The organism is Flavobacteriales bacterium (genome assembly GCA_029248105.1).
Classification (GTDB): domain Bacteria; phylum Bacteroidota; class Bacteroidia; order Flavobacteriales; family UBA7312; genus UBA8444.
Genome location: JAQWJZ010000026.1, coordinates 1 through 22,882, shown reverse-complemented (window position 1 = coordinate 22,882; position 22,882 = coordinate 1). Strand labels below are relative to the sequence as shown.

General features: G+C 36.2%; 21 protein-coding genes. 5 read left to right on the top strand and 16 right to left on the bottom strand.

Annotated elements, in window-relative coordinates; translation table 11 throughout:
• Positions 1–134: 134 nt before the first annotated feature.
• The 5 genes from dxs to P8I29_04625 all read right to left on the bottom strand — a co-directional run bounded on the left by dxs (position 135) and on the right by P8I29_04625 (position 8,553).
• On the bottom strand, positions 135–2,042 hold the full coding sequence (gene dxs / locus P8I29_04645) for a 1-deoxy-D-xylulose-5-phosphate synthase (protein ID MDG1917089.1): 1,908 nt from the start codon (positions 2,040–2,042) through the stop codon (positions 135–137).
• An 84-nt stretch (positions 2,043–2,126) separates the two neighbouring features.
• Positions 2,127–5,516 (bottom strand): efflux RND transporter permease subunit, encoded by a 3,390-nt coding sequence (locus P8I29_04640; protein ID MDG1917088.1) that lies wholly within the window; start codon positions 5,514–5,516, stop codon positions 2,127–2,129.
• A gap of 4 nt (positions 5,517–5,520) precedes the next feature.
• The gene (locus P8I29_04635) at positions 5,521–6,639 is read right to left on the bottom strand and encodes an efflux RND transporter periplasmic adaptor subunit (protein ID MDG1917087.1); all 1,119 of its coding nucleotides are present in this window, start codon (positions 6,637–6,639) and stop codon (positions 5,521–5,523) included.
• Positions 6,639–7,958 (bottom strand): TolC family protein, encoded by a 1,320-nt coding sequence (locus P8I29_04630; protein ID MDG1917086.1) that lies wholly within the window; start codon positions 7,956–7,958, stop codon positions 6,639–6,641. Before P8I29_04630 ends, P8I29_04635 begins: the two co-directional genes overlap by 1 nt.
• Positions 7,948–8,553: a TetR/AcrR family transcriptional regulator gene (locus tag P8I29_04625; GenBank protein ID MDG1917085.1), complete on the bottom strand. Its 606-nt coding sequence runs from the start codon at positions 8,551–8,553 to the stop codon at positions 7,948–7,950. Before P8I29_04625 ends, P8I29_04630 begins: the two co-directional genes overlap by 11 nt.
• A gap of 134 nt (positions 8,554–8,687) precedes the next feature.
• Here P8I29_04625 and asnS point away from each other — a divergent pair, with 134 nt between their 5' ends.
• The 3 genes from asnS to P8I29_04610 are packed head-to-tail and all read left to right on the top strand — an operon-like array spanning position 8,688 to position 12,103.
• Positions 8,688–10,130, top strand: a complete 1,443-nt coding sequence (gene asnS / locus P8I29_04620; GenBank protein ID MDG1917084.1) for an asparagine--tRNA ligase — start codon at positions 8,688–8,690, stop codon at positions 10,128–10,130.
• A gap of 3 nt (positions 10,131–10,133) precedes the next feature.
• Entirely contained in the window at positions 10,134–11,498 is a 1,365-nt protein-coding gene (rpoN, locus tag P8I29_04615; protein MDG1917083.1) for an RNA polymerase factor sigma-54, read from the top strand.
• On the top strand, positions 11,495–12,103 hold the full coding sequence (locus tag P8I29_04610; protein ID MDG1917082.1) for a hypothetical protein: 609 nt from the start codon (positions 11,495–11,497) through the stop codon (positions 12,101–12,103). Before rpoN ends, P8I29_04610 begins: the two co-directional genes overlap by 4 nt.
• A gap of 3 nt (positions 12,104–12,106) precedes the next feature.
• Here P8I29_04610 and P8I29_04605 read toward each other — a convergent pair whose 3' ends face one another.
• The 10 genes from P8I29_04605 to P8I29_04560 form a co-directional block, all read right to left on the bottom strand.
• A complete protein-coding gene (locus P8I29_04605) occupies positions 12,107–12,754 on the bottom strand; it encodes a rhomboid family intramembrane serine protease (GenBank protein MDG1917081.1) in 648 nt (215 codons plus the stop codon).
• Position 12,755: 1 nt separating this feature from the next.
• A complete protein-coding gene (locus P8I29_04600) occupies positions 12,756–13,373 on the bottom strand; it encodes a DUF2490 domain-containing protein (GenBank protein MDG1917080.1) in 618 nt (205 codons plus the stop codon).
• Entirely contained in the window at positions 13,360–14,004 is a 645-nt protein-coding gene (locus tag P8I29_04595; protein ID MDG1917079.1) for a DUF4956 domain-containing protein, read from the bottom strand. The genes P8I29_04600 and P8I29_04595 overlap by 14 nt, the downstream gene beginning before the upstream one ends.
• A complete protein-coding gene (locus P8I29_04590) occupies positions 13,997–14,746 on the bottom strand; it encodes a polyphosphate polymerase domain-containing protein (protein ID MDG1917078.1) in 750 nt (249 codons plus the stop codon). Before P8I29_04590 ends, P8I29_04595 begins: the two co-directional genes overlap by 8 nt.
• Positions 14,730–15,209, bottom strand: coding sequence for a hypothetical protein (locus tag P8I29_04585; GenBank protein ID MDG1917077.1), 480 nt, complete (start codon positions 15,207–15,209; stop codon positions 14,730–14,732). The genes P8I29_04590 and P8I29_04585 overlap by 17 nt, the downstream gene beginning before the upstream one ends.
• Positions 15,210–15,237: 28 nt before the next feature.
• Positions 15,238–15,567 (bottom strand): T9SS type A sorting domain-containing protein, encoded by a 330-nt coding sequence (locus P8I29_04580; GenBank protein ID MDG1917076.1) that lies wholly within the window; start codon positions 15,565–15,567, stop codon positions 15,238–15,240.
• The gene (locus P8I29_04575; GenBank protein ID MDG1917075.1) at positions 15,513–17,465 is read right to left on the bottom strand and encodes a CotH kinase family protein; all 1,953 of its coding nucleotides are present in this window, start codon (positions 17,463–17,465) and stop codon (positions 15,513–15,515) included. Before P8I29_04575 ends, P8I29_04580 begins: the two co-directional genes overlap by 55 nt.
• Positions 17,466–17,498: 33 nt before the next feature.
• On the bottom strand, positions 17,499–18,557 hold the full coding sequence (locus P8I29_04570) for a T9SS type A sorting domain-containing protein (protein ID MDG1917074.1): 1,059 nt from the start codon (positions 18,555–18,557) through the stop codon (positions 17,499–17,501).
• A 120-nt stretch (positions 18,558–18,677) separates the two neighbouring features.
• On the bottom strand, positions 18,678–19,742 hold the full coding sequence (locus tag P8I29_04565; GenBank protein MDG1917073.1) for a glycosyltransferase: 1,065 nt from the start codon (positions 19,740–19,742) through the stop codon (positions 18,678–18,680).
• Between the two features lie 27 nt (positions 19,743–19,769).
• The gene (locus tag P8I29_04560; protein MDG1917072.1) at positions 19,770–20,246 is read right to left on the bottom strand and encodes a winged helix-turn-helix transcriptional regulator; all 477 of its coding nucleotides are present in this window, start codon (positions 20,244–20,246) and stop codon (positions 19,770–19,772) included.
• A gap of 181 nt (positions 20,247–20,427) precedes the next feature.
• Here P8I29_04560 and P8I29_04555 point away from each other — a divergent pair, with 181 nt between their 5' ends.
• Together P8I29_04555 and P8I29_04550 are read left to right on the top strand one after the other, a co-directional pair.
• Entirely contained in the window at positions 20,428–20,688 is a 261-nt protein-coding gene (locus tag P8I29_04555) for a hypothetical protein (protein MDG1917071.1), read from the top strand.
• A gap of 12 nt (positions 20,689–20,700) precedes the next feature.
• Positions 20,701–22,023 (top strand): ammonium transporter, encoded by a 1,323-nt coding sequence (locus P8I29_04550; protein ID MDG1917070.1) that lies wholly within the window; start codon positions 20,701–20,703, stop codon positions 22,021–22,023.
• A 156-nt stretch (positions 22,024–22,179) separates the two neighbouring features.
• On the opposite strand, the gene P8I29_04545 is transcribed toward P8I29_04550, so the two are convergent.
• A partial coding sequence (locus P8I29_04545) for a T9SS type A sorting domain-containing protein (protein ID MDG1917069.1) occupies positions 22,180–22,882 on the bottom strand: 703 nt, incomplete at its 5' end.

Here is a 22,882-nt window from a genome sequence, read left to right as displayed (position 1 = left end):
AAAGGCTCTTTTTTTATGTCTGCTGATGGATTTTCTTAGCTACACACTCCTATAATTAGCAAAGCTAATTTATCCCCTCTCAAGAGGGGGGTGTGGGTAAGTGCTTCCCTCTTGAGAGGGGATAAAGGGGTGTGTTATGCTGTAGTAGCTACTTTCTTGACGCCTACTATTTGCTTTACCGAATCGACAATAGCTTGTTTGTCGTAGTTGCACTCGCGCCATAGTTCGGCTTGAGTACCGTGCTCAATATACCTATCAGGTATACCTAAACGCTTGATTTGGGCTTGATAATTGTGGTCGGCCATAAATTCTACAACAGCACTACCAAAACCACCTTGTACACAACCATCTTCAACAGTAATCACCTTACTATGCTTCTTAAAGATCTGATGCAATAGCTTTTCGTCTAGAGGTTTTACAAAGCGCATATCGTAGTGGGCAATGCAATAAGTATCTAACTCTTGCATAGCTTCCGTAGCGAAATTACCCACATGACCAATAGTCAATATAGCTACATCGTTACCGTCTGATAGTTGTCGTCCTTGTCCTACTGGTATTTCTTCAAAGGGGGTTTGCCAATCTACCATAACGCCTTTTCCTCTAGGGTAACGGATAGAAAAAGGCCCTTTGTTAGGCAATTGCGCTGTGTACATCAGGTTGCGCAACTCTTGCTCATTCATAGGTGCAGAAACAATCATATTAGGAATGCATCTGAAATATGCCATATCATAAACACCGTGGTGAGTAGGGCCATCAGCACCTACTAAACCACCCCTGTCTAGACAAAATACTACATTCAAATTTTGAATGGCAACATCGTGTACTACTTGATCGTATGCACGTTGCATAAAGGAGGAATATATATTGCAAAAAGGCACCATCCCTTGTGTAGCTAAACCTGCCGAAAAGGTTACGGCATGTTGCTCTGCAATACCCACATCAAAGGCTCTGTCTGGCATTTCATTCATCATCATACCTAAGGAACAACCTGTAGGCATGGCTGGGGTAACCCCCATTATCTTATCGTTTTCTTTAGCCAACTCAATAATGGTCTCTCCAAATACATCTTGGTATTTTGGGGGTTGCGGACTAGTAGAAGTGCTTTTGATTATTTCACCTGTATTTTTGTCAAATAATCCAGGGGCATGCCATTTGGTAGGACTGCCCTTTTCTGCTGGTTCATAACCTTTTCCTTTTTTGGTAAGGCAGTGTAATATCTTAGGTCCTGGAATGTCTTTTAAGTCGTTCAACACCTTAGAGAGGTGTACTACATCGTGACCATCCACAGGGCCGAAATATCTAAAATTTAAAGACTCGAAATAATTGCTTTGCTTAAGAAGTGCCGATTTCATAGCATTCTCTAACTTAGAAGCAATTGCTTGAGCGTTAGGTCCAAATTTGCTGATTTTACCTAACAATTTCCAAACGTCATCTTTTACTTTATTATAAGTGTGAGATGTGGCAATATCGGTAAGGTATTCTTTTAATGCCCCTACATTGGGGTCAATGGACATACAGTTGTCGTTAAGAATAACAAGTAAGTTAGAGTTTTCTATTCCTGCGTGATTAAGCCCTTCAAATGCCAATCCAGCCGTCATAGAGCCATCACCAATAACCGCAATGTGTTGTTTGTCTTTTTCTCCTTTGTAGGTTGAGGCTACCGCCATACCTAAAGCTCCCGAAATAGAGGTAGAGGAGTGTCCTACACCAAAAGTATCGTATTCGCTTTCTGAACGCTTAGGAAAACCACTAATACCCTTGTAAATTCTGTTGGTATGAAAACGATCTTTCCTTCCAGTAAGGATTTTGTGTCCATAGGCTTGATGTCCTACATCCCAAACTAATTGGTCGTAAGGTGTATTGAAAATATAATGTAATGCTACTGTAAGTTCTACAACACCTAAACTAGCGCCAAAATGTCCTCCTTTGGTGGATACAACATCAACAATAAACTGTCTCAATTCGTCACATACTTGTGGCAAGTCATTAGAATTGAGCTTCTTGAGGTCTTGTGGTATATTAATATTATCTAGTAAAGACAAACCTTATAATTTAGGGTACAAATATACACATTTTCACATCGACAAACGACTAGAGAGTCCAATGTCACCAAATAACAAGAATAATTAGCGTGTTCCGACTATCTTATTTTTTAGCTTATCGACCAATAAATACATAACAGGTACTATAACTAGAGTTAAAAATGTTGCAAAGGTCAATCCAAAAATAACTGTCCATGCCATTGGTCCCCAGAATAATGCGTTATCTCCTCCAAAGAAAATTTGAGGGTTAAACTCCGTTAATAAAGTGGTGAAATTGATGTTCATTCCTGTTGCTAGAGGCAAAAGACCTAATACGGTTGTGATAGCTGTCAGTAATACCGGCCTTAGACGTTTTTGACCCGCTTCTTTGATACATTCAATTGCTGATTTAGCGTCCAGTGTAGCGTTTTCTTCCAAGCCCAAATCTTCTCTTTTACGACTCTTCAATAAGTCAATGTAATCTATCAATACTATGGCATTATTAACGACTATACCTGCTAGTGAAACGATACCTATACCTGTCATGATAATCACAAAGTCCATATTGAAAATGGCCAATCCTAAGAATACGCCTATGGTACTGAATAGCACCGTCATAATAATAATTATGGGCTTAAAAGCTGAGTTAAACTGTGAAACCAAAATAAGAGTAATTAATGCTACCGCTATCATTAAGGCTTTGGATAAAAAGTCTTGCGATTGCTGTTGCTCTTGCTGCTTTCCAGTAAACTGCAAGTCGTAACTTTCAGGCATTGGATAGTCTGCTAATAATTTCTTCAACTGATCGTTAATAGCGTTCTCGTTGTAGCCTTCAATCACATTAGAATAAATAGTCACTTGACGTTTCATATCCTTTCTATTGACCGATCCGTAGGTATTGTTGTAGGTGTAGTCCGCAACCGAGGAAACGGGGATTTGCATTATTCTACCGTTCGATTGACTTCTAAATGTAATGCGCTGGTTCATCAAGGAAGACACGTTGTACCTGTATTTGTCAGCTAGTCTTATCGTTATAGGGTATTCGTCTTCTCCGTCTTTGAACTTAGAGACTTCCTTACCAAAAAGAGCTGTTCTTATGGTTGAACCTACTTGAGCAGTAGATATCCCTAAACGGCGAGCCATATCACGGTCAATGTTCACCAGCATTTCAGCTTTGTTCATTTCTAAATCCACTTTTAGGCCTTCGATACCAGCTATTTTCTCATTCTCAATAATTTGTTGTATTTCTTCAGAAATCAATAGCAATTGATCAAAGTTATCGCCAGATATTTCCATATTGATAGGGCGACCCATAGGTGGTCCATCTCTATTTTTATCCACGCTAATATCTACACCGGGAATACCGACCAAAGAAGCCGATAGTTCTTTCATTACATCACCAGTAATGACACCATCTCTATATTTAAACTCCACAAAATTAATGGTTATCCTCGCTTTGTTCGGGGTATTTCCTGTTGCACCTCCCATTTCATTGGGGTCAGAAGTTCCTGCTCCAACATTAGTCAATACCGAAGAAACAGCATGCTCGTATGGCTCCAAAACATCGATCACTCTTTCTTCCACAATTCGTGCTAAAGAGTCCGTTGCCACCACATCGGTAGCTTCAGGCATCTCCAAAAATACATTGATGTATTTGGGCTCATTGACAGGGAAAAACTCCACATTGGGTTTCATCAGAACAAAAAACACAATAGAAAATATCAATAAGCCAAATGTTCCTGCTAACAATTTTAATGGCTGTCTGCCTTTTAAAGCCCAGTTCAAAATTCTTGAATATCTATTTTCTAAGCGAACCAAAAACTTATCCTGAAAGGTATGTGACATTGGGGTAAAGTAAAGCCCATTGACCAAATTTAATACCGCAAATACTAAGGCTAAAGAGCCCCATATTTTTGCCCCCATTATGTAGAATACCAAAGCCAAGACCGCCGCATATATAGACGTCTTTTTAAGTTTCTTTTTATTGGGTAATGTACGTAAGTCATTTTTTACAAACTGAGAAGCAAAGACAGGGTTTATCACTAAAGCAACAAACAAAGAAGAACCCAAGACTATGATTAGAGTCATCGGTATATACCCCATAAATTCACCCATCAAATCTTCCCAAAATAAGAGTGGGAAAAAGGCTGCTAAAGTAGTGAGCGTAGAAGAAATAATGGCTACAGCTATTTCGCCAACACCTTGTTTGGCTGCTTCCATTTTACTTAAACCTTCCTTTCTATAAAGACGATCAATATTCTCTATAACAACAATGGCATTATCTACCAACATTCCTAAAGCTAAAATGAGTGCAAATAAAACAACCATATTCATGGTAGTTCCCATACCGCCAAGGATAACAAAACTGATAAACATAGACAGCGGAATGGCCATACCTACAAATAAAGCGTTGCGTAAGCCTAAGAAAAAGAGTAAGACTAACACAACCAATATAACACCAAAGATGATACTATTTTCTAGGTTGCTCAATTGATCACGAGTTTGTTCGGATTGGTCATTGGTAATAGAAATAGTTAAATTATCTGGCAATACTTTAGTCTGCTTTGAAGTCGCTAACAATGACATGATTTTTTCGGTGGCTACAAGTAAATTTTCACCACTTTTCTTTACCACATTTAAAGAAACAACAGGCTGAGTATCTAGTCGAGCATAACTTTCTCTATCTTCATAACCATCTGTAACTGTTGCGATGTCTTTAAGGTAAACGATATTTCCTTTTTCGTGCTTTACAATAATGTTTGCTATCTCGTCGGCAGACGTAAATTCAGCAGAAGTACGTACCATTCTTCTGGTATCACCAATGAGTACATCTCCACCTGCTATAGAGGTGTTTTCAAAAGCTATAGCATCTTCTATATCTCTAAAGCTAACCTGACTCATCTCCATACGATGCAAGTCCACTTCTACTTTAATTTCTTTATCTAATAAGCCCGTTATTTCAACTTTAGATATCTCAGAAAAAGCTTCTATCTCGTCTTGTAAATATTCAGCATGAATTTTTAACTCATCTAAACTGAAATCTCCCGATAGGTTAATGTTTAAAATAGGGAACTCCGAAAAGTCAATATCCATAACCATAGGGTCCATATCTAGATCTGAAGGCAAATCGCTTTTTGCTTTGTCCACAGCATCTTTGACATCTTGAAGAGCCACTTTTAACTCTACATCGGTATTAAATTCAACGATTACAGATGAATTGTCTTGAACAGAGGTAGATGTTAATTTTTTCAACCCTTTTACCGACTTAATTTCTTTTTCTAAAGGTCGTGTTATAAGGTTTTCAATATCGGCAGGTGAGTTACCTGGATATATGGTTTGCACCATTATCGTTGGCATAACAATATCTGGATACAAAGACTTGGGCATGGAATTGTATGAAAATATCCCAAACAAGGTTAACAGTGCTGTAAGAATAAAAACCGTTGTTTTGTTCTTCAGCGATAGATTAGTAATCTTGAAACTTCTGTTGCTCATCGACCTAATTTTTGATATCTATTGTACTTCCATTTGCTACGCCATCATAGCCTACAACGATGACTTCTTGACCAAAATCTAAACCTGATAAAATGTGTGTTTTATCGTCTTGTGAAAGCCCTGTCTCCACATATTTTTTAACAGCCTTGTTACCCTCAGCAACAAATACAAAAGATCCTCGCATATCTTTTTTGATACATGCCGATGGTAATACCATGGCTTCGTCTTGATTAAAATCTTGCAATTGTACCGATGCTACAGCATTGGGCTTTATAGAGCCTGAATTGTTATTTAGATTTATCTTGACTTTAAACGTTCTGTTTTGAGGGTTAATTACTTGCCCTACAAATGATACTTTTTCTTCGGTATCTATACCTAAAGAATTCAATGAAATATTTACTTTATCTCCTTTTTTGATGATTGCTGAATAACGTTCCGCCACATCTACTTCAACCTGCAATTTCTTGGAGTTGACAATTCGGAATGCGGGCATGGTAGGTGCTGCAAACTCACCTACATTAATAAAGATTTCGTCTAACCTTCCACTAATAGGAGCAACTAATTCTAACTTGTCGAGTTGCGCTTCCATAGCGGCTAACTTTTTCTGTAACGAAACGTACTGGTTTTTGGCTTGTAGGTATTGCATTTCCGAACCGATGCTTTGCTTCCATAAATTATCTTGACGTTCGTAGGTAGTCTTAGCCAATTCTGTTGATTGTCTCAAATCCTCCACTTGATTGGACATAATACTAGCGTCCAATTGAATGATCGCTTCACCTTTGTTTACCCAACGCCCTTCTTCAACTAAACGGCTGACAACCATACCACCCATTTCAATACTTACCAAAACATTTTCTTTGGAACTGACTACGCCAGGCTGACTGATATAGTGTGTGAAATTGGCACTTTGTAATTTTTGGGTTTGGACAACTATGCCACCTTCAAAACTGGTGTCTGCTAGAGCAATCTGTTTTTCTAGTGTAGAAATTTGAGATTTCAAATCTCCCATCTGTTGTTTTAGACCTTTAAGAGTTTCTTTCTTTTGATCTAATTCATTGACCTTTTCACCACATCCTATAAGAATAGAAAGGCAGATAACTGATATTATTTTTAGTGTTTTCATTAGTTTCCGACTGAACGATTATAATTAGTTTTTGCAATAAGTAGGTTGTATATAGCTTGGGCATTATCGGCTTGGGCTTGGCTGTAATCAGCCCCCGATTGCGATAATTCCATACTACTGACTAAACCCTCTCTATATTTAGCCATCGTTTTTAAATATATTTTTTTACTTAACTCTAAGTTTTCTGTCTTTTGCTTTTGGGTGTGTAAAGCTGTTAGATAATTGGATAAAGCTACTTTGTGTGCCAAACTCAAAGACTCTGCCACTTGAGCTCGATTATTCTTAGCTTGTTGTAATTTAATTTTAGCTTGTTGAACCTTAGCAACCCTTGAAAATCCATCAAAAATATTCATCGTTGCCTTTAGTCCAATTACTTTGGTTGGATACCAATTGCCCTCATCAAAAAAGTTAAACTCGTCACGAAAAGCATTTTCACTGTAAGATCCAAAGGCAGAAATACTAGGCAAAAACTGAGATTGATAACGTCTTAAATCTAACTTCATTAATCGAGTTTGTGTTTCTGCTAATTGAAGTTCTAAGCGATTTTCAATATTCGGCTCTTGGATTTTTAGGTTTTGATTTTGGCTCAACAATGCTGGCAAACTGTCTGAAAGAACTAGAGTTTCTTCCAAAGGAATACCCAGAATTAGCTTTAAATACAAGTAGGCTACTTCGGTCATCCTATCCATGTTTTCGGATTGAATTTTCATATTAGAAAGCGTTAATGCCATTCTGTCTACGTCTAAATCTTCTACCATGCCCAAATCGTAACGGGCTTGTACTTCATCCAATATCCCCTGATGAATTTCGGCAATGAGCTGAAGGAAATCCTTTCTCTGCTCAGCGACCAACACATTGTAATAAGCTGCTGCTATACTATCTTGTATTTGCTGTTCTGTTAATTGTAAAGATTGTTGGGAAAGGCTACTGTAGATTTTGGATGCTTTTAAGCCTACAATATAACTCCCATCAAAAAGAAGCTGTGAAGCGGATAAAGTAGCTGTAGAATTATGCTCTGTTCCAAATTGTAATTCGGTATATTGACCTTCTGGAGCTGTTGGCACAAACATGTTGGCAGGGACAACAGTAGTCGGTATTTCCAAAAATTGTTGCCAATTCACTTCTCCATTAATTTTTGGCAAACCCATAGCAATGGTTTCCATTACCTTTTTCTTGGCTAATGAAACATCTAGCTTAGCATTTTTAACGTTTATATTATTCTGCAACCCTAATGTTTGGGCTTCCTGAACAGACAGCTGATGCTGTGCAGAAGCACTAAAGGCTACTAGGGTGAATAGTAGTAATAATTTATTCCTCATTGATTATTTTTTCTAAATGTTTTATGCCTTTTGGTGTGGATATTCCTCTGATGTGATAAATTCTATTTTCTGTCAATAATTTTCTAAAATCGTAATGTGTTAATGGAAAAATCTCGTCATTAACCAAAACATCTATTCTGCTAATCATTAGCTTGGCAATAATTTCAACATCTAATTCTTGTCTGTAAAGCCCTTGTTCTATGCCGTTATCTAGGTTGTTCTTCATAATATTGAATAGCACCTTTTGTTTTAACTGCTCAATCAAAGCCCAAGTATTGGGGTAATATCGCTTTAACTCTCCCAACAAATAAGGGTTGGTTTGTTTCATAACTAAAGAACATCCCTCATCAACAGCAAACAACTCATCAATAGCATTATCAAATTGTGAGGCAGAGGTATTTATCATTTCTGCCACATTATTGTTGTGCTTCTGAAAACAATGATGAATCAAGTCTTGTTTATTGTCAAAATGAACATATAAAGTCTTTTTAGAAATCCCTAAATTAGAAGCGACTTCGTCCATATTGACTTGCTTCACACCCTTTTTTAAAAAAAGAGAAAGCGATTGCTGTACTATGTGTTCTTTAACTTCCATTTCGAGCTGCAAATATATATATTAAAAAACTAAAGAAACGTTTTTTATTACTTTTTGTTTCCTAAGTTTAATTATCCTCTTAAAAAGGCGTCTAAGTTTTAAGATTTAATATCTTTGTTGCAAGAATTTATACGATGAAACATACAAAAGTTAAAACGCTATTACTAGCTGATGCCATAAATGAAACCGTTTGCGTTAAAGGTTGGGTGAGAACTAAAAGAGGGAGTAAAAATGTATCTTTTATTGCCATTAATGATGGTTCAACAATTCATAATATACAAGCTGTTGCCGAAAGCGATTCTTTTGACGATAACCTTTTGAAGCAGATAACAACTGGAGCTTGCGTGTCTATTGTGGGTACGTTAGTCGAGTCTCAAGGTAGTGGCCAGAAAGTAGAAATCGCCGCTCAAGAGATTGACGTGTTGGGTGAGGCAGATGCAGACTTATACCCCTTACAACCCAAAAAACACAGTTTAGAATTTTTGAGAGAAAAAGCTCACTTACGCTTTAGAACCAATACTTTCAGTGCTGTTTTTAGAGTTCGCCATGCCCTTTCTTTTGCTATCCATCAATTTTTTAACGACAAAGGTTTTGTGAATTTGCACACGCCTATTATCACTGGTGCAGATGCTGAAGGTGCTGGAGAAATGTTTCAAGTCAGTAGTCTAGATTGGAATAACTTACCCAAAGATGATGCTGGTAATGTAGATGAATCTCAAGATTTTTTCGGTAAAAAAACAAACCTTACCGTTTCAGGTCAGCTAGAGGCAGAGTTAGGTGCTTTAGCGCTTGGTCAAGTGTACACCTTTGGACCGACTTTTAGAGCTGAAAATTCTAATACCTCAAGGCACTTGTCTGAGTTTTGGATGATAGAGCCAGAGGTAGCTTTTGCCGACCTCAACGATAATATGGATTTGGCAGAAGACTTTTTAAAGTATTGCATTCAATACGTTTTGGATAAGTGTGCAGATGATATTGCCTTTTTGGATAAGCGTTTAGCAGACGAAGAGAAAAACCTACCCAAAGAGCAAAAATCAGAAATGGGGCTTACAGAACGCCTAAAGTTTGTGGTCGAAAATGATTTCGAGCGACTGACCTATACTGAAGCCATTGCTATTTTACGCAATTCAAAGCCCAATAAAAAGAAAAAGTTTCAGTACCTCATCGAAGGCTTTGGTGCTGACTTACAATCTGAACACGAGCGCTATTTGGTAGAAAAAAAGTTTAAAAAACCCGTTATACTAACGGATTATCCTAAAGGCATTAAGGCGTTCTATATGCGTATGAATGAAGACGGAGAAACGGTAAGAGCAATGGACATTCTCTTTCCAGGAATTGGCGAAATCGTTGGCGGCTCTCAAAGAGAAGAACGAATGGATATCCTCAAGTCTAGAATGGAAGAAATGGACGTAGACCAAGAAGAGTTGTGGTGGTACTTAGAAACCCGACAATTTGGTAGCTGTCAACACAGTGGCTTTGGCTTAGGCTTCGAAAGATTGATCATGTTTGTTACGGGCATGAAAAACGTCAGAGATGTTATTCCATTCCCACGCTACCCTCAAAATGCTGAATTTTAATAGATGCAAAAACAAAGACTAAAACAAGAGATAGGTCTTAACCTTAGTCCACAGCAAATACAATTTATGAGTTTGCTACAGATACCTCTTTTGTCTTTGGAGAAACGCATAGAAGAAGAGCTGGAAAGTAATCCGGCCTTAGAAGAGGCTCCAGCCCAAAACGATAAAGAAGAAAACAACAGCGATCCTTGGGAAAGCAACACTAATTACTCAAACAATTCAAGAGAAGAAAAGCAAACTGTAGTCGCTAGGGAAAGAGAGTTGAGTTTACAGGAATTTTTACTCCAACAACTTCCTATGCACAGTCTGAAGGAAGAAGAAAAATTATTAGCTGAATTTATTATTGGCTGCCTAGATGATAACGGTTTTTTAAGCCGTTCTCTATTTTCAATAACCGATGACATATTATTTAAACTCAATATTAACGTTAGCGAAACACAGTTATATCCACTATTAAAAATTGTTCAGAAGTTAGACCCAGTGGGCGTCGGCGCAAGGGATTTAAAAGAGTGTTTACTCTTACAATTAGAAAGTAAACCAGCCAGTGATACTATCAATTTAGCAAAGGCTATTTTGACTAAACAATACACTGCTTTTACCAACAAAAACTACGAGAAACTCATCAAAGAATTCGAAGTTGACGACAATCAACTTAAAGAAGCGTATAAAGAGGTTGAGCAATTGAACCCTAAGCCAGGAGCTAGTTTTACAAATACTCAAGAGGGAAACTCATACATCACGCCAGACTTCATTCTTGAAGAAGAAAACGATGAATTAAGTGCTGCCTTAAGCAATAGTAAAAGTAAAAAACTTAGAAGTAGTCAATACTATAAAAAAATGCTACACGACTTAGAGCAAGGTAAAGGCGATAAAGATGCTATTCTTTTCCTTAAGGAAAAAATAGAAGGTGCCGAATGGTTTGCTAATGCACTAATACAACGGGAACAAACCTTGCTAAAAACGATGAACTGCATACTTAGTATTCAAGAGGCCTTTTTTAAAACAGGTGACAACAAGTTACTCAAGCCTATGAAACTGATGGATATCTCAGAAAAAATAGATTTGGATATCTCTACCATATCGAGAGTCACGAACAGTAAATACATAGAAACGCCTTACGGCACCTTTTTACTAAAAGAATTTTTCTCAGACGCTTACAGCAAAGAAGATGGTACCGTTATTTCTAATAAAGTGATAAAAAGTCATTTAGAAGACATCTTAGAAAATGAAGACAAAAAGAAACCTTATTCGGACGAAGAATTATCTGAAAAATTAGACGAAATTGGTTTTCATATAGCCCGAAGAACCGTAGCCAAATACCGTGATCAGCTAGGTGTTGCAGTGGCCAGACTAAGGAGGGAGTTATGATGCGATTGGCACAATTTATTTCCGTACTAGGGCATCCCTTATTTATGCCTGCCTATGCTTTTGGATTACTTATCTATACCAACCCCTATATCAACATGATGATGCCAGACGTTAGTAAGCAATTTGCATTGGGCATCTTAATTGTCTTTACTATACTACTACCCATACTGACGGCAATAGTATTCAAAATGTTTGGGCTCATTGATAGTATTTTTATGAAAACCGCCGAAGAGAGAAGATGGCCTTTTTTACTCACCTTAGTATGGTATTATATGGGCTTTCAATTGATGACAAAAATCTATCTGCCTCAAAGCTTTCTACTGCTTATGGTAGGTGCCATTAGTGCTATTGGCATCTCCCTAATCATTACAACTCGCTGGAAAATAAGCATTCACATGCTGGGCATTGGTGGTGTAATTGGTGCTATAATCGGTATTTCTCAACGCTTTCAATTTGATCATAGTTTATTGCTAATGGGTTTAATTCTTTTTGCTGGACTGATTGGCTTTGCTAGGCTAAAAACAAACTCCCATAACTACCGTCAGGTATATGCTGGTTTTATTCTGGGTGTAACTATTGAGTGGATGGCTGTTTTGTATTTTTGATAGTTAGCCCTTGTCATCTTCTTTATACTCATAGGTATAATCTAGACTTTCCTCATCTTCTATCAGTTCGTCTATTTCGTACTGATAGATTTGCTTTGGCGGTCCATTATCTTTGAACCAATAAGCTAAAATAAGTCCTGCTAAAGCGCCTGCCAAATGCCCCTCCCATGAGATATGCTTTTTCATAGGAAAGATGCCCCATACCATACCACCATACAGAAATACGACAAACATAGATATCGCCATTAGTTTGGTATGTTTTCTAATAAACCCACTGAAAAATAAAAAAGATGCTAAAGCATATAAAAGCCCACTAGCACCAATATGGAAACTAGAGCGGCCTATAGCCCATAACCATAAACCACTCATGAGCCAAGACCATAGAAAAACTTCTTTTGCTATTCCTTTATAGAAAAAACCTAGAGTAGCAGTCAAAACAAATAGAGGTAAAGCATTATTTGTTAAATGCTTCCAATCACTATGGATAAAAGGAGAAAATAATATGCCCTGTAAGCCTTCAAAAGTTCTCGGTAAGACCCCGTGTTTAACAAAGCGTATTCCATTAGAGTATTCTATCCATTCGACAGCAAAAAGCACTAAAATGAATAATGCGGGTAATACAAATATGGAATACTTTCTTTTAGTTGACATATTAGAATTTATAGTCTATTCCTACTCCTAAGATATGCAATTGTTTGGGGTTGTTGGTATTAAAAGATTGCTGCAATCTATAATAGGCACTTGCATCTAATGGTTTTGATAATGGATAAGATGCTCCAAGAGTATATCTCCATTTCTTAAACTCTGCTTCTTTGAAAAATAACTCAAAGGCTGTGTAGGGTTCCAAAGGTGTTTTTCGGACGTTATATGACAAAGATACCTTATCTCTTAAAGTAAAGTTTTCTTCTTGATACTGATAACGTAGCCTATTTTTTAGCAACCAACGTTTTTGTTTTTTTCTATAATTTATATCGGTATAAATACGATGGCTGGAAGAGCTATTTTGAGATAAATCAAAATCATTGATAAATCGATAGCCTAAGGCTACAGACCATCTTTTTTTCAAATCGTATTTAACAGATACATTGCTAAATGTGACATCTGGCAAAGAAGCGTTTTCTCTTGCTCGATAGGCTTGATCTAAAGACACTCTTAGATCTTTATTTAAATCATAAGAAACGCCAACTTTTGACCATAGCTGAAAGTCTTGTTCCTGTGCAAATAGCAAAAAAGGACAACATAATAGCAGTATGAAACTACTTTTGTTCATCTTCAAAATAAAATATTCTTAGATTAGCTGTATCTCTTAAAAAATCAACATTTCGAACTTCTACTCGAGTAATATTAAGTCCCGTTCTTTCCTTCAAATCAGCCATCAGCTCTTCTTTTCTTTCTGGTAGTATAAGCTCAATCTTTTCAAAGACAATGTTTTTTCTCGACTCATGTTTTAATAGCCATATTTTCTCTAAACCATACGTTATGGCAATAAACATCACATTAGTAAAAAGGACTTCAGCATGGCTGATTTTTTTGTTTACTAATGCATTCATTACTGAAATACCTATCACAATAAACAAATAGGTCATTTCCTTAATAGGAATAGCATCTGTACGATAGCGGATAATACCAAATATGGCAAAAAGACCCAAGGCAAAACCCAGCTCAAGCTTTACATTTTCTAATAAGAAACAAAGGAAGAAAACGGTTACACTTATAAGTAAATAAGTAAACAGATAATCCTTGTTTTTAGTAACCGGATAGTATAGGTATCTAACAATATAGCCTACAATAAGAAAGTTAAATGCAGAGCGTACCAATAACTCTATAAAATCTTTTTTATCAAAAAAGTCAGATCCGAATATTTCAACATCTGCTAGTATAAATAGTAAATCGCTAATCATCTTGAAGTTTGTTTATTTTTAAAAATTTGGGTTTAAAATTATTATTTTTTAGAAGAGGAAAAAGACTGGCCGTAGCCATGCAATATTTACTAATCCTAAAAGGTCTTACGCCTTTCTTTTTGATAACACGCATAAAAGTTGAGGCGTAATTTACCTTTTCTTGCTTTACCTCAGCAATAACCATATTGTCTAAAGCGCTTGCGGAGTCTTCACCTTTAAAACTGATATCTACATCTATAGTCAGCCTTTCCTTGATGTGTTTATTCACTAAGGTTATACGACTGAACATATTCCAATGTTTAGCAACAAGAGCGTCATCTCTACCTATTATTTCGTGAACGAAACGATTGCCCTCTTCAGTCATCTTATCAGGAATCTCCCTGACTCTAATGCGTTGCTTGATGGTTTTACCTTTGTTGTTTTTTTTCTTAACCTCTAAGAAACACAAACCAGAGTCTATATACTCTCTATATCGAACTTTGTTTCTGTTCTTTTTACCGTTGTGGTGCTCAAAATAAAATTTAAAATCATCGGTGTCAAAATATAAAGAACGGTAAGCGTTAAGGCGAACGCCATTAATGTCAAGAATAAAATAATGCGCTCTTATTTCTTCCAAAACCTGTTCCAACAATCGGGATTCAAAAACAAATTTGGTGTCTGTTCGGTTCATTAGCTTTACCTCATCCATATCATTAAGTGATATGGATTCGAAAGAAGATAATATGTTATTGATTGCTTTCAATCTTAAATCTTGTTATATCGCCTAAATTATACTCTAGGTTATTTTCTGTAATTTCAATATTCACTTTAATCGCAATTTCACCGTCAATACAATCACTTTTCCAAATAGTACTGGCTAGTTCTTGAGCATAAACAGGGTTGGTTTGACTAATAACAGCCAGACCATTGGTGTCAGACTCACATTCGGAATACATAAATACCGTATATTTTCCTTTTCTTAAGTTTTCGAATCTAAACGAACCATCAAAAGAAGTTTCATAACTATCATCATAAAGATTGTCTTCGTCTCCATAAATAATATACACCTCTTCGTCGGCTTGAGAATAGTAGCCTAAAGTGTCCACACTTTGATTGGATCCAGGCACATCAAAATGATTAAGCTCATAGGTTATAACTTTTCCTTTAATGGTAGATGTTCCTCCTTCTCCAGCCTCTTTTTGACAAGCCAAAAGTAAATTCAACATTAAGGTTAGTAATAGTAATTTTTTCATCTTATTGTATAATTATTTTTCGTGATTCGTTATCAACTGTAAGAATATAAACCCCTTTAGGCCAAGATGTAGTCTTAACGTTTACACTTGTTCGTATTTGACTTAGGTTTAAGTATTCTTTTCCAAGAAGGTCATAGGCTTTTATATTTTGTGCAAACGGAATTTGAATGGTCAAATTATCATTAGCAGGATTTGGAAAAACGTGTAATTGACTATTTGGATTTTCTACAATTGATGTTTCTTCTCCGTTATTAGCATTAAACGTATGGTTTTGAACTATAAATGCCCCTTTGCCATTTGGCACTCTAGCATAACCCAAGTCTGAAGGCAAAGAATTATAGAATAATGCGTCAATGATATAGTTATTGGCAGTTGATAGAAATAATTCCTCACAGTCTGAAAACTAGTGTGTAAACCGCTCGTTGCTCCTTCGTCTTTGTCTAACCATACGATAAGATAACCATCGGGCTCTATCTCAACATTAGGGAATGTCCATTTATCGAGCACATTTTCGTTGTCCGACAGATGGTAACCTCCTAGGTTAATAGCTGTAGTACCGCCATTGTAAAGCTCTAACCAATCGTCATACTGAACAAAGCCTGAAGAGTTGTCTTCAACAGCAGATACATTTGACGCCATAAATTCATTAATTACAAGACTGCCAACAACAGGGAGGTTGTGGTATTCGTGCTCGGCTCTTTCCGGAGAGAATATCCCCGCATCATCGTTTTCAGCATAAATATAATACTGCATATCTAAGGCGTCAACATCTATGGAAACACCATATGTGCCGTCATTAGCTGCACCATCGTTATGATTGCCGTCATCGTACATTTCTACTTTTACAAATCTATCTTGTGGTCTGAAACGATAGCCTAAAATGACAGAAGATGCGCTTTCAATATTTGCAATTAAGTTAGCTGTTGAATAGGTGCTTACTACATTTGGTGAAGTGCTGATTGTTCCAATGGTTGGCGGTGTAGCTGTTAGCTCAGCGTGAGCTAATAAAAAATCTGAGCGGGCATTCATCAGAGAGGTTATTCCATTGACATTACCACCCCCTGGTCCGCCACCGCCAGTATTAACACTGCTATTTAGATTTGCAATAAAATCGTCGTAGTTATATGGGGTGTTGGGGTCGCTCTGTACATCTGATTTTATTAAGTCTTGTAATTCAAGACCTCTGTCAGCATACCAATCGTTAGCAAAGTTTTCATTAAGTATTGTGCGCATATGAGCTACATACATTTTTCTGTAGGTGGGGTTGCTAAAAATCAAATTTAATAACGGCCAATCGCTATCGCCTTCTCTTAGCATAGGGTCTAACTGTGTTAAATCAGTGCCACCACCTGGACCTTGGTTAACCATAGTAAATCCACCCAAACATTCGTTGAAATCCCAAACGATAGTATTCATTCTATCATTATCGTCTTTAATGATATAATAGTTTTGGCGAAAAGGACCACTATAACTATCTAAGTTTACTAGTACATTGTTAAATGCAGACATCCATATCGCTCTATCAATATCCAAACTATTTTCAATAGTATTCGGTGTGTTTTGGATATTATAGGTTAGATCGACAAGGTCTTGCCAACCTGCATCTGACTTAAGTTCATAGAAGTCATAATAGGAAGCAGAATCTGCTCCTAAGTATTCTAAGGACGAGCCGCCATTAAAAACATTGACAGGGTTACACTTTATACGTGTGTTGTCTCTGTCAGAATAGAGGTAGTTTCTTTGAAAGTCAGAGTTTACGGACTCAGAGTTAGAATACATTCCATGGTAAGAACCATTGATAGATACTTTAGCATAATTAGAAAGCGGTGCTTCCATATACTTTCTAGCTATTTCGTAAGACAAAACCTCTCTCAAAAACGAGGGGTCTTTTTGACCACTTGAAAGTTTGAGTGTTTGATAGCCTTGATAGTCTTGATTTTCCTGAATATAATCAATAGATATATTAAGTGGGTTTTTGTCGTTATTTTCTGAGAAAGTACTATTCCCCTTGTACTTTACCCCTACGCTATCTTTCATGGTACCGTTAATAACAACAGAGTCTGCTAACAAATATTCTTCATTGTCATAATTGTCAATCATTAATTGATTCCAATTATTTTCAGAAAAATAAATTTCAATGGTAGTAATATTATCAATATCGTATAAACTTTGTGCATGTATTGATAATGCAAAAAATGTCACCATTAAAGTTGTTAGAATACTTCTCATGAATTTTATCTATTTGGTTTTAAAATTTTGCTTTTATTCAAAAACAATTTTCTTGACTATTTTTTCTGTCTCGTTATTGAGTTCTAAGAAATAAACTCCCGATAGAAACTCATTTCTTGGTATTAATTTGATAGTGTTAATTAGACCTTTGTCAACTACCTGACCTTTGGTATTGAATAATTGATAGGTCTTGAAAAACGTTGATGAAACTTCAATAAAATTTTGGGCTGGATTAGGGTAAATACTAAATGCCGATGCTTCATTAATACTTGCGGCTTGATCATAAGACACATACAATATAGAGTTGCAATTATTTTGGTCATATACATAAAACAGATAATCGCCTGTTTGCCCTGGTGCAAAGAAAGAATCTGTAGATAAAACCTCATCCATTTTATCTGTCCATTCAAAAGTATAAGGCGGCGTACCTCCTTCAATAGTAGACTCTAAAATGCTTCCGTTTTGTGTTACATCTGCCGAAAGAATATTAAAATTTACAAATGCATTTTGAGTAATAATATTACCACTTTCAACGCTTAATGATTCATTAACAATAAATGCATTGGTTTGATTTGGATTGGCATATTGCCCATCGATGTTTCCGTCAGTAAAAGAAATAGGCAACGGTGCTTTACTACAAGCATCAACTTTTTTGAACGGTAAATAAACTAAGATAGCATAAGCATTATCAAACTGATTTTCGGAAATCGCTTCGGTATGACTATAAGTTACTGTAGCTATATTCTGATTGGCAGAAACCTCAAACACCTCCGCACTAATACTGCCTTGCTGCCCGGATACGGCATCGAGCACCTCATAGGATGATGTAACATCATTAGTATTTATAGCGGCTATCATTTCTTCTTCAAGCTGAACCACTTGTGGGTTATACAGAATATTGAACTGATAGCTTTCTATGGGTATATAGTCGTTTATTGATAAAGGCAATACAAAAAACGATTGTGAATCGTACTCCCAATTATCGTACTCTGGAAAATTTTCTAAATAGAATTCATCGGAAAAGGTAATCGCTACTTGCGAAAATGTCAGCAATGGAAAGATGACAAGGTAAAGAATAACAATTTTTTTCATAATGAGAGGGTTAAATACAGCTAGATATCCTATAAAATTAAGTGTCTTATGACGATAAAGCCAACCCTTACAAAGTTAAGAAATTATTAAGAATAAATGGCTATGGCACTATAGATTACCTTATACCTTTTTGTTAGTGTAAAGAGATATTATGACATCTTCCCAATCATTAACCTTTATTTGCCAGTCGTATGATAGCCCTAATTGAACCGCGTTCTTAGAAACTTGATCAAGTAAATCTTCGTTTTTCTGAATCTCTTTTATCACATTTTTCATCTCCTCTAAAGTATCCACCACAAACCCATTTTGACCGTCAGTAATCCATTCGCTAGCGCCATAATCAGAATAAACTAATGAAGGCACTCCAGCGCATGCTGTTTCTAAAATGACTTTTGGAAACCCTTCTGATCTTGAAGGGAAAAGAAGAAGTTGCATGTTTTTTAAAAGTGTAGAAATTTCAGATTGAGTAATAGAGCCGTGGTAAACTATATTGTCCAACTTACGATTTTGGATTTCATTATTAACATTTATTTTTTCATTCCCAGAGCCTACTATATGAAAGTTTAACTGCGTATATATTTTTGCTATTTCAAAGAAGTCTTCAATTCCTTTGCGCACCAAATCGTTACCAATCATGATGATGTTTTGCAACTCTCTTTTAGATTTATTTGAAATGCGAAATTGGTCCGATTCTGTACCAAGATAAAGGATCTGTTTATCTGTTTCAAGATTGTGATTGTTATAATTATATTCTCGCATAAAACGAGTAATAGAATACCTCTTACTAAGGCGATGGTGAAACTTAACAAAATGTTTGCCTCCTTTTGAAGTCATACTTTGAGTAGCTGTTTCATCCAATACACCTTCTATAGTAGAGAAACTTTTCTTACCCAATAGTTGACATAAAAAGGAATTAAAACCTAATAATTCAGCTTTGGGTAAATAAACCACATCGGCTTTCAAAATATTCCAAAAATAAGCCCAATAGACAAAAATACGGTGAGGCCATATACATCGATAAACACGAACTCCATCCATGCTTACAGTTGGCTCTGAGTACAAGCTCAATGTAGTGATCTCAAATTTAGATTTATTGAGATGTTTGGACAAAGCAAGGCAATTAAGGTTTTGTGCATTAGCACTGTTTATGTATGCACCTAAAAATAATTTTACCCTATCCGTCATAGTGGTAAAAATAGTAAACTGTAAGAATTAGAAATTAATTGTTGACAATAAACTTTCTTTTTGGTTCAATAGTTGCTCTAAAGAGAAGAAGGTTTCTGTTCTATTAATCCCTTCAATTTTATGAATTTTACTTATGATAAGACGGGCATCGTTAGAGTCAATTGCTCTTATTTTACAAAACAAACTTGACTTACCTGTTGTAAAGTCCATTCCTGTTATATTATTAATTTTTTTGAGCTCTTTTAAAGCCGTATCATACTTTGAGGCCTTGTCTAAGTAAATGCCCATGTAGCAGGTGTAATTAAAACCTAACTTATTGTAATCAATAGTGATGGTAAAGTTCTTTATAACTTCCAGCTTCTGAAGTCTTTTAATCCTTACATGTATGGTAGTATTAGACACATTCAATAAATTGGAAATTTCCGAAAATGAAATTTTTGAATCTCTTGAAAGTAACTTTAGAATTTCTAAGTCTAATTTGTCGATTAATGATGTTTTAGCCATGTTATGAAAGTTATGGTTTAAATTTTTTACTTTTTGGTGTGTTTTTCTGTCAAAAAAAAATAAAATGACTTTTTAAATATTTAAAATAGTTATTTTGACTTTTTTTTAAAGTTATCAGTTTATATTCTTAATTTAAAAGTGTAAATATATGTAAATTTGCCGAGTTAGTTAGTAATTTGATATGAAAAAAGTAACCGTTCACCATTGCAATTCAGTTTCTGAGTACTTTTTAAACAATAAAAAGGTAATTACTGAGGTCAAATATTTGTCAGATAATAGAACAAAAGATTATGTCTACACTGAACATAACCCAGTATATCACTCATTAATTAATTTATTTTTTGATGATGATTTGACTTGTGAAATTAAAGAGTCTAAAAGGAGAACGATTAATGAATATCGACAGAATAAAGACAGTTTTTATTCCATTAGATACAATTAGTACAGTGCAAAAATGATTTTTCATAATAGAAAGACTTTTTTTATTTTACTTTCAGTTATTGTTCTGATTGTATTGTTTTTTTCAAATCCACAATCTATGTCCATGCAGCTAGTCGACATTAACCATGCCGACACTGCTTGGATGATTGTAGCAAGCGCACTTGTATTACTAATGACTCCTGGTTTAGCCTTCTTCTACGGAGGTATGGTAAGCAAAAAAAATGTAATATCAACCATGCTTCAAAGCTTCATCGCTTTAGGAGTAATATCTTTACTTTGGGTACTCTTTGGCTTTAGTCTGGCATTTGGAGATACAGTCAACGGCTGGGGTATAATAGGAAACCCTTTTCAATATGCTTTTCTTAATAATTTAGATGCTAATAACAGCAATATCCCCTACCTACTTTTTGCTCTATTTCAGTTAAAATTTGCCATCATAACTCCCGCTATTATTACAGGAAGTTTTGCAGAAAGAATTCGTTTTAGGAGTTATCTGCTTTTCATGGTATTGTTTTGTATTTTAATATATACTCCTCTTGCACACATGACATGGGCTGGCGATGGTTTGTTTGCCAACTTAGGTGATGTAATCGGTGTTAAAGGATATGAAGGCTTACATGTTCTAGACTTTGCAGGAGGCACAGTTGTTCACATGAGCGCTGGTTTAGCAGCATTAGCAGGAGCACTCTATTTAGGAAAAAGAAAGAAAGAAAAAACCGAACCCGCCAATATTCCATTTATTATTCTTGGAACAGGCTTATTATGGTTTGGTTGGTTTGGCTTTAATGCAGGCTCTGCATTAGCCGCTAATTACGATGCTGTTATAGCATTTGCTAATACCAATATCGCCTCAGCAAGCTCCATGATAACTTGGGTACTTTTCGATAGGTTTTTAAACAAAAAAATATCGGCTGTTGGAGCTTGCATAGGCGCTATTGTTGGATTGGTAGCTATTACACCTGCAGCAGGTTTTGTTACAATTAACCACTCCATCGTTATTGGTTTTGTAACTGCCTTAGTTTGTAATTTAGCGATGATTAAAATAAAGAAATCGAATAAAATTGACGACACACTAGACGTATTTGCTAGTCATGGAATAGGTGGAATCTGCGGTATGATACTAACGGCAGTATTTGCTAAAGAGGTAGGTCTTATTTATGGTGAAGTCAATACATTCATTTTACACATTGCTGCATCTATTGCAGTTATCGTATTCGCCTTCTTCGGCTCACTTTTAATCTACAAAATAGTAGATCTCATTTTACCTATACGTGTTAGAGCTGACCAAGAAGAAAGGGGTTTAGACTTATCCCAGCACGGAGAAGAAGTCGTATAAGTTTATATTGTGCGGTGATGAAATTGGCAAACATGCCCTCCTGTCTCGAGGGTGTAGAACATAGGATAAACAAAGTAAACTTTGCTAACTACTACTTAGAGGTTCGAATCCTTTCCGTACAGCTCAAAACAGCGATGCTTATAGCCTCGCTGTTTTTTATTGAAGAGCTATTCTTCTGTAAATACTAAGAGCGGAATTAGAAATCTTTAGGGAATAAATTCCTTTGGATTGTGTAGCCATATCAATTTGTTGGCTAAATGATCCTTTAACATTTGTAAATTCTTCAACAAACACCTCTTCACCCAACATATTAACAACAGTTATCATTACATTTTGAGTTACCTCAGAAGTAAACGTAACGTTAAAGATGTCTCTTGATGGGTTAGGATATACATCCAAGTTAGCCACAGTACTGTTCTCTAATCTAGCCCCACCTAAAGTATATTCAACAGGCTGTGAGAAAATAGTTGCCCATGAAGTACCACTAGTACCACAAGCACCACGGATTCTCCAAGAGTAATCACCAGCAGTTAAACCAAACTTAGTCTTAGAGTTATCCGAACCAGCGACGTTGTTCCATGCCCACACTTGACCTGTAGTGACGTTAGTCAGCTCAAGGAAGTAGTGGTCTGGAGCACCACTTTCTGGCGTATCCCAAGACATAGTAATCGCTGTCTGTGCACCGTTGGCACTAGTCGATAGGTTGGTTGGCATCTTGTCACAAGGATCTTGTGTAGAGAACGTAGAGAAGTCACCCCAGCCTGAGTGGTACATAGGATCTGAGTCGCCGTTAGCGTCAACATTACCCGTACACCAAGCTTTAGTGTGCCATTCGTATTCAGTACTTGCAGCAAAGTTT